This window comes from Micromonospora sp. NBRC 110009 (genome assembly GCF_030518795.1).
In the GTDB taxonomy this organism is placed as follows: Bacteria; Actinomycetota; Actinomycetes; order Mycobacteriales; family Micromonosporaceae; genus Micromonospora.
Map to the genome: position 1 here is coordinate 5,301,683 of NZ_CP130427.1, position 12,908 is coordinate 5,314,590.

The 12,908-nt window shown below is 72.3% G+C and carries 13 protein-coding genes; 3 read left to right on the plus strand and 10 right to left on the minus strand.

The genetic code is table 11. The annotated features are described in order from the left end of the window. Positions 1-49 precede the first annotated feature (49 nt). Genes Q2K19_RS25180 through Q2K19_RS25210 form a run of 7 tightly spaced genes read right to left on the minus strand, consistent with a single transcriptional unit; the run spans position 50 to position 7,062 of the window. On the minus strand, positions 50-1,144 hold the full coding sequence (locus Q2K19_RS25180) for a glycerate kinase (protein WP_302764306.1): 1,095 nt from the start codon (positions 1,142-1,144) through the stop codon (positions 50-52). After that, positions 1,144-1,983 (minus strand): sugar phosphate isomerase/epimerase family protein, encoded by an 840-nt coding sequence (locus Q2K19_RS25185; RefSeq protein WP_302764308.1) that lies wholly within the window; start codon positions 1,981-1,983, stop codon positions 1,144-1,146. Before Q2K19_RS25185 ends, Q2K19_RS25180 begins: the two co-directional genes overlap by 1 nt. Then, positions 1,980-3,143, minus strand: a complete 1,164-nt coding sequence (locus Q2K19_RS25190; protein WP_302764310.1) for a dihydrodipicolinate synthase family protein — start codon at positions 3,141-3,143, stop codon at positions 1,980-1,982. Before Q2K19_RS25190 ends, Q2K19_RS25185 begins: the two co-directional genes overlap by 4 nt. Beyond that, a complete protein-coding gene (locus tag Q2K19_RS25195; protein WP_302764312.1) occupies positions 3,140-4,291 on the minus strand; it encodes a Gfo/Idh/MocA family protein in 1,152 nt (383 codons plus the stop codon). The genes Q2K19_RS25190 and Q2K19_RS25195 overlap by 4 nt, the downstream gene beginning before the upstream one ends. Positions 4,292-4,317: 26 nt before the next feature. Continuing rightward, positions 4,318-5,139 (minus strand): ABC transporter ATP-binding protein, encoded by an 822-nt coding sequence (locus Q2K19_RS25200; protein ID WP_302764315.1) that lies wholly within the window; start codon positions 5,137-5,139, stop codon positions 4,318-4,320. 5 nt (positions 5,140-5,144) lie between these two features. Then, positions 5,145-6,167 carry an ABC transporter substrate-binding protein gene (locus Q2K19_RS25205; protein WP_302764317.1) on the minus strand — a complete coding sequence of 341 codons (1,023 nt, stop codon included), beginning with the start codon at positions 6,165-6,167 and terminating at the stop codon, positions 5,145-5,147. Between the two features lie 16 nt (positions 6,168-6,183). Next, positions 6,184-7,062, minus strand: coding sequence for an ABC transporter permease (locus Q2K19_RS25210; RefSeq protein ID WP_302764319.1), 879 nt, complete (start codon positions 7,060-7,062; stop codon positions 6,184-6,186). 195 nt (positions 7,063-7,257) lie between these two features. Here Q2K19_RS25210 and Q2K19_RS25215 point away from each other — a divergent pair, with 195 nt between their 5' ends. Next, positions 7,258-8,286 (plus strand): LacI family DNA-binding transcriptional regulator, encoded by a 1,029-nt coding sequence (locus Q2K19_RS25215; protein WP_302764320.1) that lies wholly within the window; start codon positions 7,258-7,260, stop codon positions 8,284-8,286. A gap of 13 nt (positions 8,287-8,299) precedes the next feature. Beyond that, on the plus strand, positions 8,300-9,466 hold the full coding sequence (locus tag Q2K19_RS25220; RefSeq protein WP_302764322.1) for a mandelate racemase/muconate lactonizing enzyme family protein: 1,167 nt from the start codon (positions 8,300-8,302) through the stop codon (positions 9,464-9,466). Between the two features lie 13 nt (positions 9,467-9,479). On the opposite strand, the gene Q2K19_RS25225 is transcribed toward Q2K19_RS25220, so the two are convergent. The 3 genes from Q2K19_RS25225 to Q2K19_RS25235 are packed head-to-tail and all read right to left on the minus strand — an operon-like array spanning position 9,480 to position 10,849. Continuing rightward, positions 9,480-10,052: a TIGR03086 family metal-binding protein gene (locus Q2K19_RS25225; protein WP_302764324.1), complete on the minus strand. Its 573-nt coding sequence runs from the start codon at positions 10,050-10,052 to the stop codon at positions 9,480-9,482. Beyond that, positions 10,039-10,500 carry an SRPBCC domain-containing protein gene (locus Q2K19_RS25230; RefSeq protein ID WP_302764325.1) on the minus strand — a complete coding sequence of 154 codons (462 nt, stop codon included), beginning with the start codon at positions 10,498-10,500 and terminating at the stop codon, positions 10,039-10,041. The genes Q2K19_RS25225 and Q2K19_RS25230 overlap by 14 nt, the downstream gene beginning before the upstream one ends. Beyond that, positions 10,454-10,849: an ArsR/SmtB family transcription factor gene (locus Q2K19_RS25235; protein ID WP_302764327.1), complete on the minus strand. Its 396-nt coding sequence runs from the start codon at positions 10,847-10,849 to the stop codon at positions 10,454-10,456. Before Q2K19_RS25235 ends, Q2K19_RS25230 begins: the two co-directional genes overlap by 47 nt. A 144-nt stretch (positions 10,850-10,993) precedes the next feature. On the opposite strand from Q2K19_RS25235, the gene ggt reads away from it, so the two are divergent. Next, entirely contained in the window at positions 10,994-12,796 is a 1,803-nt protein-coding gene (gene ggt / locus Q2K19_RS25240; RefSeq protein ID WP_302764328.1) for a gamma-glutamyltransferase, read from the plus strand. The last annotated feature ends 112 nt before the right edge of the window (positions 12,797-12,908 follow it).

Sequence of the window (12,908 nt, forward strand, 5' to 3'; positions counted from 1 at the left end):
CAGGCAGGGGTCGACGGGCAGCCGACGGAAGCGTGCGCCAACGGCCGAGCTAGCCGGCGCTCAGCCGGCCCGCCAGCACGCCACCGGCCTCGGTCAGCCACCGCGTCGGGTCGGTCAGCGCCGCGTCGACCGACCCGGCGAGCTCCACCAGCGACACCGCCGCCGACACCGACCCGGGAACCGCCCCGCCGATCTGCCCGGCGGCCACCCCCACGCGTACGCCGGCGGACGCGGCCGACTCCAGCAGCGAGCCGACCACCTTGCCGGTCAGCGAGGTCTCGTCGAACCGTCCCTCGCCGGTGAGCACCACGTCCGCGGCGGTGAGTGCGTCCACGAGCCCGACCAGCGCGGCGATCGTGGTCGCCCCGGGCGTGATGGCAGCACCCCACAGGGCCGCAAGACCGTACGCCGTGCCGCCCGCCGCGCCGGCACCCGCCTCCCCGGGGTCACCGCCGGCCAACTCCGCGAACCGGCGCAACGCCGCGTCCAGCGACGCCACGTCGGCCGGTCCGGCGCCCTTCTGCGGGCCGTAGGTGGCGGCGGCGCCGGTCGGGCCGGTCAGCGGCGCGGTCACGTCGACCAGCAACTGCGTGCCGCCGGGCGGTGCGGGGAGCAGGTCGGTGGTGTCGAGGTGGGCCAGGTCGGTCAGCGCGGCGCCCCCGAGCGGCAGGTCCCGGCCCCGGACGTCGCGCAGTCGCAGCCCGAGCGCGCGGAGCGCGCCCGTGCCGCCGTCGGTGGACGCGGAGCCGCCGAGGCCGATGACGAGGCCGGTGGCCCCGGCGTCGAGGGCGGCCCGGGCGACGGCGCCGAGCCCGTACGTGTGCGCGCCGAGCGGGTCCGGGGCGGCCATCAGCGGCAGCCCGCTGGACTGGGCGAGTTCCAGCACGGCCATCCCGTCGGGCAGCAGCAGCCAGGCGGCGGACGCCGGCCGGCCGTCGGGTCCGGGCACGGTCACCGTGCGGCGCTCGGCGTCCGGCAGGGCGGCGGCGAAGGCGTCCACGGTGCCTTCGCCGCCGTCGGCCAGGGGAAGCAGCCGTACGTCGTCACCGGGCCGGCGGGCGAGCCAGCCGCGGGCCAGGGCCCGGGCGGCGTCGTCGGCGCCCAGGCTGCCCTTGAACGAGTCCGGTGCGACGACGACGCGCATCAGTCGGCCAGCACGAGCCGGAGGTAGCGGTCCTTCATGGTGGCGAGGACCTCGTCGGGATCGGTCGCCCACACCTCGGCGTTGAAGATCTCCACCTCGGTGTCGCCGGTGTAGCCGGCCTGCTCGACCGCCCGCCGGAACGGCGGGAAGTCGATGTGGCCGTCGCCCATCATGCCCCGCCCGAGCAGCACGTCGGCCGGGAGCGGGGTGAGGAAGTCGCAGACCTGGAAGCTGGCGATCCGATCGCCGGCCCGCTCGATCTGCCGCCACACGTCCGGGTCCCACCAGATGTGGAAGGTGTCGACGACGACGCCCACCTGCTCGACGGGGAACGGTTCGGCGAGGTCGATCGCCTGTCCCAGGGTGGACAGCACGGCCCGGTCGGCGCAGTACATCGGGTGCAGCGGCTCCAGGGCCAGCCGGACGCCGCGCTCGCCGGCGTACGGGGCCAGCTCGGCGAGCGCGTCGGCCACCCGCTGCCGGGCACCGATGAGGTCACGCGACCCGGGCGGCAGCCCGCCGACCACCATGACCAGGCAGTCCGTACCCAGGCCGGCGGCCTCGTCGATGGCCCGCCGGTTGTCCTCCAGCGCGGCCCGGCCGGCCTCGCCGTCGGCGGTGAGGAACCCGCCCCGGCACAGCGACGACACCCGCAGCCCCGCGTCGGCGACGAGTTTCGCGGCGGTGGGCACCCCGATCTCGGCGACGGGCTCGCGCCACAGCCCGATCGCCGGGATGCCGGCCCGGACGCAGCCGTCGACGGCCTCACGGACCGACCAGGACCTGGTGGTGCGCTGGTTGAGCGACAGCCGCGCCAGCCGCGGGTCGACGCCGTTCATGCGCCCACCCCGGCGACCGACAGGTACCGGCGCATCCGATCGACCGCCAGGTCGGGGTCGAGCAGCAGGCCGGCGGCGTCGGCGAGGCGGAACGCCTGCACCAGGTGCGGCACGCTGCGCCCGCTGTGCAGCCCGCCGACCATGGTGAAGCCGGGCTGGAAGCCGTTGAGCCAGGACAGGAACGCGATGCCGGTCTTGTAGTACTGCGTCGGCGGGGCGAAGACGTGCCGGGACAGCGGCACGGTGGCGTCCAGGATGTCCCGGAAGCCAGCGGTGTCGCCGGCGTCGAGGCGTTGCAGCGCCGCCGACGCGGCGGGGGCGATGGCCGCGAACGCGCCGAGCAGGGCATGGCTGAACTGCCGGCCGTCGCCTTCGATCAGCTCCGGGTAGTGGTAGTCGTCGCCGGTGTAGACCTTCACGGTGGGCGGCAGCAGCTCGCGCAGCCGCACCTCCCGCTCGGCGTCGAGCAGCGACACCTTCACCCCGTCGATGACGTTCGCGTGGGCCTGGATCAGCGCCACGAACGTCTTGGTCGCCTCGTCGAGGTCCGCCGAGCCCCAGTAGCCGGCCAGCGCGGGGTCGAACATGTCGCCGAGCCAGTGCAGCACTACCGGCGTGGTCGTCTCCCGCAACACCTGCTCGTAGACGCGTAGGTAGTCGTCCGGCCCGCTGGCCAGCGCGGCGAGCTGCCGGCTGGCCATGACGACCGCGGTCGCGCCGCACTCCTGCACGAAGGCGACCTGCTCGACGTACGCGGTGACGACCTCGTCCAGGGTGTCGGGCACGCCGGTGAGCTGGTCGGTGGCCGCGCCGGCCACGATCCGCCCGCCGCAGGCGGCCGCCTCGGCGGCGCTGCGCCGGATCAGCTCCCGGGTGGCGGCCCAGTCCAGCCCCATGCCGCGCTGGGCGGTGTCCATCGCCTCGGCGACCCCCAGCCCCCAGGCCCAGAGGTTGCGTCGCACGGCGAGGGTGGCGTCCCAGTCCAGCCGGGCGAGCTGGCCGGGGGCGTTGTCGGCGTGCGGGTCGGCGACGACGTGCGCCGCGGCGTACGCGATCCGGCTGGCCGGCGGTCCGGCCGGCCGCTGCCAGCCGGCCGGCTCGCGCAGCGTCAGCTCCTCGGTGCCGCCACCGGGGGTGGGCAGGATGATCCGGGCGGTCACCGCGTGATCTCCTCGATCTCGATTCGCCGCCCTTCGCGCGCCGACTGCAGTCCCGCCTCGGCGAGCTGCACGCCGCGGGCGCCGGCCAGGAAGTCCCACGGGAACGGCTCGTCGTCCACGACGTGGCGCAGGAACGCCTCCCACTGGACCTTGAACCCGTTGTCGAAGTCCTCGTTGTCGGGCACCCGCTGCCACTGGCCGCGGAAGTCCTCGGTGACCGGCAGGTCCGGGTTCCACACCGGCATCGGGGTGGCGCCCCGGTGCTGGATGCGGCACTCGCGCAGCCCGGCCACCGCGCTGCCGTGGGTGCCGTCGACCTGGAACTCCACCAGCTCGTCGCGGTACACCCGCACCGCCCAGGAGGAGTTGATCTGCGCGGTGATGCCGCCGGCCAGCTCGAAGATGCCGTAGGCGGCGTCGTCGGCGGTGGCCCGGTAGGTCTGGCCGTTCTCGTCGACCCGCTCGGGGATGTGGGTGGCGATGTGCGCGGTCACCGCGGTGACCGGGGCGAAGATCTGCTCCAGCACGTAGTGCCAGTGCGGGAACATGTCCACCACGATGCCGCCACCGTCCTCGCTGCGGTAGTTCCAGCTCGGCCGCTGGGCGTCCTGCCAGTCACCCTCGAACACCCAGTAGCCGAACTCGCCGCGCACCGACAGGATCTGGCCAAAGAACCCCCCGTCGACCAGCCGCTTGAGCTTGCGCAGGCCGGGCAGGAACAGCTTGTCCTGCACCACGCCGTTCTTGATGCCCTTGGCCGCGGCGAGCCGGGCCAGCTCCAGCGAACCGGTCAGCCCCTCGGCCAGGGGCTTCTCGGTGTAGACGTGCTTGCCGGCGTCGATCGCCGCGCGGATGGCCTTCTCCCGCTGCGCGGTGACCTGCGCGTCGAAGTAGATCTGGTGAGAGTCGTCGGCGAGCGCGGCGTCCAGATCGGTCGTGTACGAGGTCAGCCCGTGCCGGGCGGCGATCTCCGCGAGCTTGGCCTCGTTGCGTCCCACCAGGGTCAGCTCGGGCCAGATGCGGCTGCCGTCGCGGGCGGGCAGTCCGCCCTGCTCGCGGATGGCGAGCAGGGACCGGACGAGGTGCTGACGGTATCCCATCCGTCCGGTCACGCCGTTGAGGATGATCCCGATAGACGTGCGCTCCACGTGTGTTTCCTTCCCAGGTCCGGTGGTTATTCGGCGGTCGTCGTCGCGCCCAGGAGGTCCCGGATGCGTCCCGTGGCCCGCGCGAACTCCGGCTCCGACATCGTCTGGCCGTAGTCACGCTCGACGGGGAGGTCGACGTCGATGACCTCGGCGACGGTGCCGGGTCGAGGGGTCATGACGATCACCCGGTTGGCCAGGTAGACCGCCTCGGCGATGGAGTGGGTGACGAGCAGGACGGTGGTGCCCGTCTCCCGCCAGATCCGCCGCAGCTCGACGTTCATCTGCTCGCGGGTCAGGGCGTCGAGGGCCCCGAACGGCTCGTCCATGAGCAGGACCGGGGGGCGGTGCAGCAACGCGCGGCACAGGGCCACGCGCTGCTGCATCCCGCCGGACAGCTCGTTCGGGTACGCGTCCTCGAAACCCGTCAGGCCGGTCATCGCGATCAGCTCGTCGACGCGCTGGCGGGCCTGCGCCTTGGGCATGTGCCGCATCTCGGCCTGGAGCAGGATGTTGCGCCGGGCCGTGCGCCAGTCCAGCAGCGCGGCGCGCTGGAAGACGTACCCGATGTCACGCCGCGGCCCTCGCACGTCCTCGCCGTGCAGGCGAACCTGGCCCGACGAGGGCCGCAGCAGGCCGGACACCAGCTTGAGCAGCGTGGACTTGCCGCAGCCGGAGGCGCCGACGATGGAGACGAACTCGCCCGGCTCGATCCGCAGCGAGACGTCGCGCAGCGCGGTGACGTCCTTCTTCTTGGTCCGGAAGCGGACCGCGACCTGGTCGATGTCGACCGCGGCGCCGGTCGCCGTGGCGTCCGCGGAACGCTGCGTGGTGGTGTTGCCGACCGTCATCGGTCTCATCCCTTCGGCGCGAAGCTCGCGTCCCAGTAGGCCGACGGGGACTCCGCCTTGGTGATCACGCCGGCGTCGGCGAAGACGGTGATGGTCTTCTGCCAGTCGGCGTCGTCGTTGATGCCGGGGGCCTGGCCCTTGGTGGCGTCGGTGTGCAGGAGCTGCAGCGTCGCGTTGAACTGCTCGGTGAGCACCTTCTCCGACGGCAGCTGCTGGGACGCGCCCTGCATCGCCGTGACCGCGCCGGCCGCGTCCTTCTCGGCGGCGGACCAGGCCTCGCTGCTCGCCGCGACCATCCGCTTGACCAGGTCCTGCTTGTTCTTGATGGTGTCGCCGGAGGCGATCAGGCCGTTGCTGAAGAAGGTCAGGCCGTGCTCGGCGAACTTGAGGTAGGAGACCTGCTTGCCGGCCTTCTCCTGCATCGTCGGGCCCTGGTCGGTGGCGAAGCCGAGCAGCGCGTCGGTCTTGCCCGACATGACGGCGGCCATCTTGCCGGCCGGGTCGGTGTTCTGCAGGGTCACGTCGCTCGCGGCGAGGCCGTTGGCCTTGAGGAAGGCCGGGAAGGTCTTGCTCAGCGCGTCGCCGGCGGTGGAGGCGATGGTCTTGCCCTTGAGGTCGGCGGGGGAGGCGATGTTCTTGTCGCTGAAGAACTGCACCGACGACGGGGTGGTCTGCAGGAAGACGCCGAGGCTCTTGACGTCCATGCCCTGGCCCACCGCGGAGAGCAGGGCGGGGGTGTCGGCCCAGCCGAAGTCGGTCTGCCCGGCGGCGGTCGCCTGGATGGTCTTCTGCGAGCCCTGGCCGGCCTGGATGGTCAGGTCGATGCCGTGCTTGGCGAAGATCTCCTTCTTCTTGCCGTAGTAGAAGGGCGCGTGCTCGCCGTAGGGGTACCAGTTGAGGGTGAGGGTGACCTTGTCCAGGCCCTGGGCGTTCTTGGCCTGTTCGTCAGAGGACGAGCCGCAGGCGGTGGTGGTGGCGGCCAGTAGGAACGCCGGCAGGAGCGCGGCGGCGAGGGTACGCAACTTCATGGGACGGGTCTCCTATTCAGAGCGACGTCGTAGCGGCGTCGGTGCGGCGGCTGGCGTGCCAGGGAAGGACGAAGTACTCGAGCAGTTCCACGCCCACGAACAGGACGACGCCGAGCAGCGACATGATGAGCAGCCCGGCGAACAATGTCGGGGTGTCGAGGTTGCCGTTGGCCTGCAGGATCACGTAGCCGAGGCCCTCGTTGGCGCCGACGAACTCGCCGACCACGGCGCCGGTGACGGCCATCGTGGCGGCGACCTTGAGGCCGGCGAACAGGTGCGGCAGGGCGGCGGGGAACCGGATCTTCATGAACGTCTGGCCCGGTCCGGCGCCCATGGTCGCCGACAGTTGCAGCATCTCCGGGTCGATCGACTTCAGGCCGGTGACGGTGGAGATGACGATCGGGAAGAAGGCCATCAGCACCGCGACGACGACCTTCGGCGTGAGCCCGAAGCCGAGCCACACGATGAACAGCGGAGCGATTGCGATCTTCGGGATGACCTGGGCGAACAGCAGCAGCGGGTAGAGGCTCTTCTCGACCGTCGGCGAGTAGACCATGACGACGGCGGAGAGCACCCCGACCAGGATCGCGATGGCGAAGCCCAGGATCGTCTCGTAGCTGGTGATCCAGGTGTGGTGGGCGAAGTAGCCGGTCTGGGCGAGGACGACCTCCAGGGTCGTCTTCGGCGACGGGACCAGGTAGGGCTTGACCAGGTCGGCGGCGGTCACCGCCCACCAGATGACGAAGATGGCCGCGAGGACCGCGGCCGGGCGCCAGGTGCCCTGGACGAACCGGAGCAGGCCCGCACCCGCGCCGCCCCGGCGGCGGGCCGCCGGCGCGGTGGTTCCGGCGGGAGCCGTGAGCTCCCGTTGCTCGATGGTGCTCTGCGCGGCCATGACCCTCCGTTCTCCCTGGCTGGCCGGTGATTCCGGGTACTCAGCCACGGGGTAGGCGCGTGCCGTCGGGCAGGGCCGACAGGCCCCCTGAGGTCGGGGACTCGGCCCTGAATGCGCTTTCAGTAAGCGCTTTCAGGGTGCTACGGTAACCACGCCGAAATAATCCGGTCAAGAACTTCCGCAGGGAGAAAGTCCATGCAGTCACGGACGCACGTGACCCTGGAAGACGTGGCCAGAGCTGCCGAGGTCTCCCTCGCCACCGCCTCCCGGGCGCTCAACGGCATGCGGGTCACCCCCCAGCTGCGCGACCGGGTCCTCGCCGCCGCCGAGAAGCTCGCCTACACCCCGAACGCGCACGCCCGCGCCCTCGCCGGCGCCTCCCACCGCACCGTCGGCGTCATCTGCCACGACGTCACCGACCCCTACTTCGCCGCCGTCGCCGGCGGCGTCATGCGGGTCGCCGGCGACAACGACCTCCTCGTCATGTTGGCCAGCACCTTCCGCGACCCCGAGCGGGAGATCGCGTACGTGTCGATGCTGCGCGCCGAACGCGCGCCGGCCATCCTGCTCATCGGCTCCGGTTTCGAGGACCCCCGCTGGGAACGGGCCCTGGACGCCGAGCTGAAGCCCTACCTGGAGGGCGGCGGCCGGGTCGCCGTGGTCAGCCGGCATCGCAGCCTGAAGGTCGACAGCGTGCTGCCGGAGAACCGTTCCGGCGCCGCCGCCATGGCCCGCGCCCTGCTCGACCTCGGCCACCGCCGCTTCGCCGTGCTCACCGGACCGCAGGCCCTCACCACCGTCGCCGACCGCCTCGGCGGGTTCCGCGACGAGCTCGCCAGGGCCGGCGTCGCGCTGGACCCGGCTGACATCGTCGAAGCCCCGTTCACCCGCGACGGCGGCTACGGCGCGATGAGCGAGCTGCTGTCCCGCGGGCTGACCGCCACCTGCGTGTTCGCGCTGACCGACGTGATGGCCATCGGTGCCTGCGCGGCACTGCGCGACCAGGGGCTGTCCGTGCCGAACGACGTCTCCGTCGCCGGCTTCGACGACATCCCGATCGTCCGCGACCTCACCCCGCCGCTGACCACCGTCGCGCTGCCGCTGCAGCAGCTCGGGGAGAAGGCCATGGAGATGGCGCTGACCGAGAACACCGGACGCCGTCGCCGGATCCTGCGACTGGGCGGCGAGGTCGTCGTCCGCGCCAGCACCGCCAAGCTCGCCTGAGAAAGGGTCGATCGTGCTCCCTGCTGCCACCGCCCTGGCCGGGCTGACCATCGACGCGGTCGAGACGTACGCCGTCGCGCTGCCCACCGTGCGCTCGTTCGGGGTGTCCGGCGGGTCGGTCGCCGTCGCCGGCACGCCCAGCATCCGCGTCCTGGTCAAGGTCACCGCCGACGGCGTGACCGGCTGGGGCGAGGCCACCCCCATCCCCGCCTGGACCTACGAGACCGCCGAATCGATCGTCACCACCATCGACCGCTACCTGGCCCCGGCGATCCTCGGCCGCCCCGCCTGGGACCTCGACGGCGTCACCACCGCCTTCGACCGCGCGATCAACCGCGGCTTCACCATCGGCTCGCCGCTAGCCAAGAGCGCCCTTGATGTGGCCCTGCACGACCTGCTCGGCCGCGCCCTCGGCGTACCGGTCGGGGTGCTGTGGGGGCAGCGCCGCCGGGAGACCGTCGAACTCGGCTGGATCGTCTCCGGGCAGACCGCCGAGGAGGTCGCCGACGCGGTCGCGGAGGGCCGCGAACTGGGATACCGGGCGTTCAAGGTGAAGGTCGGCCTGCACAGCGAGGCCGAGGACGCCGCCGTGGTGCGGGCCGTCCGCGGGGCCGCGCCGGACGCCGCGCTCTGGGTCGACGCCAACCAGGGCTACACCGTCGACGGCGCGCTGCGGATGGCCCGCCGGCTGGCCGACCTCGACGTCACCGCGTTCGAGCAGCCGCTGCCGGCCAACGACGTGGCCGGGCAGCGGCGGCTGCGGGAGACCTCACCGATTCCCGTGGCGCTCGACGAGAGCCTGCGCCACCCAAGCGACCTCGCGACGTTCGTGAAGCTCAACGCGGTCGACGTGGCCATCGCCAAGGTGCAGCGCAGCGGCGGCCTGACGCTGTCCCGGCGGCTCTGCGCCCTCGCCGAGGACGCCGGGGTGCGGCTCATGGGGTCGGGGCTCACCGACTCCGACCTCGGCCTGGCCGCGTCGCTGCACCTGTTCGCCGCGTACGGCATCGACACGCCCGTCGACCTCAACGGGCGGCAGTTCCTCACCTCCTCCTACGCCACCGGGGCGACGGTCGAGATCAAGGAAGGTGTCGCACGCGTGCCGACCGGGCCGGGGCTCGGCGTCGAGGTGGACGAGTCGGTGGTGCGGGAACTCGCCGTCGACGTGCTAGCCCTGTAGTCCGGCATTCGGCTCACGGCTTCGACCAGAACGGATCCCGGCCGATGAAACCCAGCAGTTTGGTCTGGGCGTCCGCGTCCTCGGGCACCGCCACTCGCGGGCCGTACTGGCCGGAGGAGCGGATGACCTCCTCCATCTGCTCCATCCCACCGACGAGTTGAGCGCAGAACTCCGGGTCCAGCGCGTCGTCCTGGCCGGTCGCCCTCGAGAGATCCCAGGTGTGCATGAACACGTCGCTGGTGTAGAACCGGTCGATCGCGGCCGCCAGCGGCAGGCTGCCGATGTGTGGGTTGGTGAGGTGCCGGTGCGCCGTCTCCGGATCGTCCAGCACCGCCTGCACGGCATCGCAGTGAATCTGCCAGGCGGCGACCGGGTCTTCGTCCACCGATGGCCCTTGGGGCAGTTCGATGCCGGCGCCGGAGGCGAGAAACCCGGGGAACCATTCGGTCAGGTGACGCACCACGTCGCGGGCGGTCCAGCCGGCGACCGGGGCTGGCGCATCCCACGATCGGGTACCCCGGACCCGATCGGTGAACAGCCCGGAAACCTGCCGGTGCCGCTCGGCCGGGCGGTCAGACAGCGCCATCGATGACCATCCGCTCCAGCTTCGCGTAACCCTCGTTGACGCCGACCTCCATGCCGCTGCGCAGCCACGCGTCGCGGCCTTCGAAGGTGTCGACCAGAGACTGGGTCCGCAGGCGCGTGCGGCCGCCGCCCAGGTCCTCGAACCACAACGTCTCCAGCGCGACTCCGTCGGGCTCGCCCTCGAACGTGAAGGTCTGCACGATGCGGTCCGGCCGTACGTCGTGGAAGCAGCCGCGGAACCGGTACTCCGTGCCGTCGTGCACCGAGACGTAGCGCCAGCTGCCGCCGCTGGACGCGTCCCAGTGCTCGATGCGGGTGGCCGTGGTGTCGGGACCCACCCACCGGGCGAACAACTCGGGATCGGTGTGGGCGCGGAACAGTTGCTCGGGTGTTGCCGCGAAGTCACGACTTGTCCGGATGACCGGCAGCGTCGGATCGGCTTCGATCACGGCCTCCGTGATTCTGTCCATGCTCGTCTCCTCTCATCTCCGCTAGCACGGCGTCGAGGCGGCGATAGCGCTGCTCGACGCGGCGCCGGTGGCGCTCGATCCAGGTGTCCATCAGGTCGAGGGCCTGAGCCTCCAGGCGCACCGGCCGGGGCTGCGGCCCGCTCGGTCGGCTGACCAGCCCGGCGTCCTCGAGCACCCGCAGGTGCTTGTAGACCGCCTGCAGGGTCATCCGGTACGGCTCGGCCAACTGGCTCACGGTCGCGTCGGTCTCGGAGAGCCGGGCCACCATGTCGCGCCGGGTCGGGTCCGCGAGGGCGGCGAAGGCCCGGGACAGCGCATCCGTGGTCATCCGTCCCGCCCTTTCAACTAGATGGTTTAAAGCACTGTAGGCACCGGGCGAACCAGCCGTCAACAACCCGCCCGGTCCCCGGGTTGCCGGCCCTCGATCGGTGGAGTAGGCAGGAGGTTCACTCATGTCGATCTGGGAGGCCACATGAGATTTCGGGCCCTCGTCACCGCGACCATCGCCCTGGCCACGCTCATAGCCGCGAACACTGTTCCCGCCCAGGCGAAGCCGGCCGCGCCGCCGAAGGAGCCGGTGGCCGTCGGCTACGGGGGAGCCGTCTCCACCGTGGACGCCACCGCCACGGCCGTCGGCCTCCAGGTGCTGCGGCGCGGCGGCAACGCGGTCGACGCGGCCATCGCCGCCGCCGCGACGCTCGGCGTCACCGAACCCTTCTCGGCCGGCATCGGCGGCGGGGGCTTCTTCGTGTACTACGACGCGAAGAGCCGGCGGGTTCACACCATCGACGGCCGCGAGGCCGGACCCGCCTCGATGAGCGAGACCACCTTCATCGACCCGGCCACCGGAGCGCCGTACCGGTTCGACGAGGCCCGGATCAGCGGTCTGTCGGTCGGCGTCCCAGGCACGCTGCTCACCTGGCAGGACGCGCTGGACCGCTGGGGCACCCGGTCCCTCGCGCAGCTCCTCACGCCCGCCGCGCGGGTCGCCGAGGACGGCTTCCCCGTCGACGAGACCTTCGCCGGCCAGGTCGCCGGGAACCAGGCGGCCTTCGGCCAGTTCAGCTCGACCAGCGCGCTGTACCTGCCCGGCGGGCAGCCGCCGGCGGTCGGCAGCACCTTCCGCAACCCGGACCTCGCCGGAACGTACCGGCTGATCGCCAAGCGGGGCACCGACGTCCTCTACCGCGGCGAGGTCGGTCGCGATGTGGTCGCGACCGTGCAGCACCCGCCGGTGGCGGCGCAGCCGGTCGGCTCGTGGCCGTACCCGATCCGCCCGGCCGGCATGACCGCCGCCGACCTCGCCGCATACCGCACCCGATTCCCCGAGCCGACCCGGTCGGACTACCGCGGTTTCGAGGTGTACGGCATGTCCACCCCGTCCAGCGGCGGCACCGCCGTGGGCGAGGCGCTCAACATCCTCGGGCAGTTCGACCTGCGGTCCATGACCCCGACCCAGGCGATGCACCACTACCTGGAGGCCAGCGCGCTGTCGTTCGCCGACCGCAACCGGTACGTCGGCGACCACACCCAGCAGAACGTGCTCCGCGAGCTGCTCAGCGACGCGTACGCCAAGGAGCGGGCCTGCCTGATCGACCCGACGGCGGCGCTGCCCAAGCCGGTCGCGCCCGGCGTGCCCGACGGCGCCTACGGCGGCTGCTCGGCGGCGGCGGTCGCCGACGTCCGCGACGACCGCACCGGCACCACCAACCTGACCGTCGCCGACCGGTGGGGCAACGTCGTGGAATACACGCTGACCATCGAGGCGACCGGCGGCAACGGCATGGTCGTGCCCGGCCGGGGATTCCTGCTCAACAACGAGCTGACCGACTTCAACTTCGCGCCGACCCAGGGCGCCGCAGCCGACCCGAACCTCCCGGGGCCGGGCAAGCGCCCGCGCAGCTCCATGTCACCCACGATCGTGCTGGCCGACGGCCGGCCGTTCCTGGCCGTCGGCTCGCCGGGCGGCGCGACGATCATCACCACCGTCCTGCAGACGCTGGTCAACCGGATCGACCGGGGCATGACGCTGCCGGAGGCCCTCGCCGCGCCGCGGGCGTCGCAGCGCAACGGCGCCAGCACCCAGGCGGAGCCGGCCTTCATGACCGGGTACGCCACCGGCCTCCCGCCGGGCCACGCCTTCTCGCAAACTGCGGAGATCGGCGCGGCGACCGGTATCGAGTTCCTGGCGGACGGCCGGCTGCTCGCCGCGGCCGAGCCCGTACGCCGGGGCGGCGGCGCGGCGGCCGTCGTCGGCCGCTGGGCGCGCGACTGACGACGGGGGACCACGGCGACGGCTCCGGCCCAGCCCGAGCCGTCGCCGTGCTCCTCGCCGCAAAAGGGCCGGCCGGCAGCGAAACGAACGCGCCCCATTTCGAGAGCCGGTG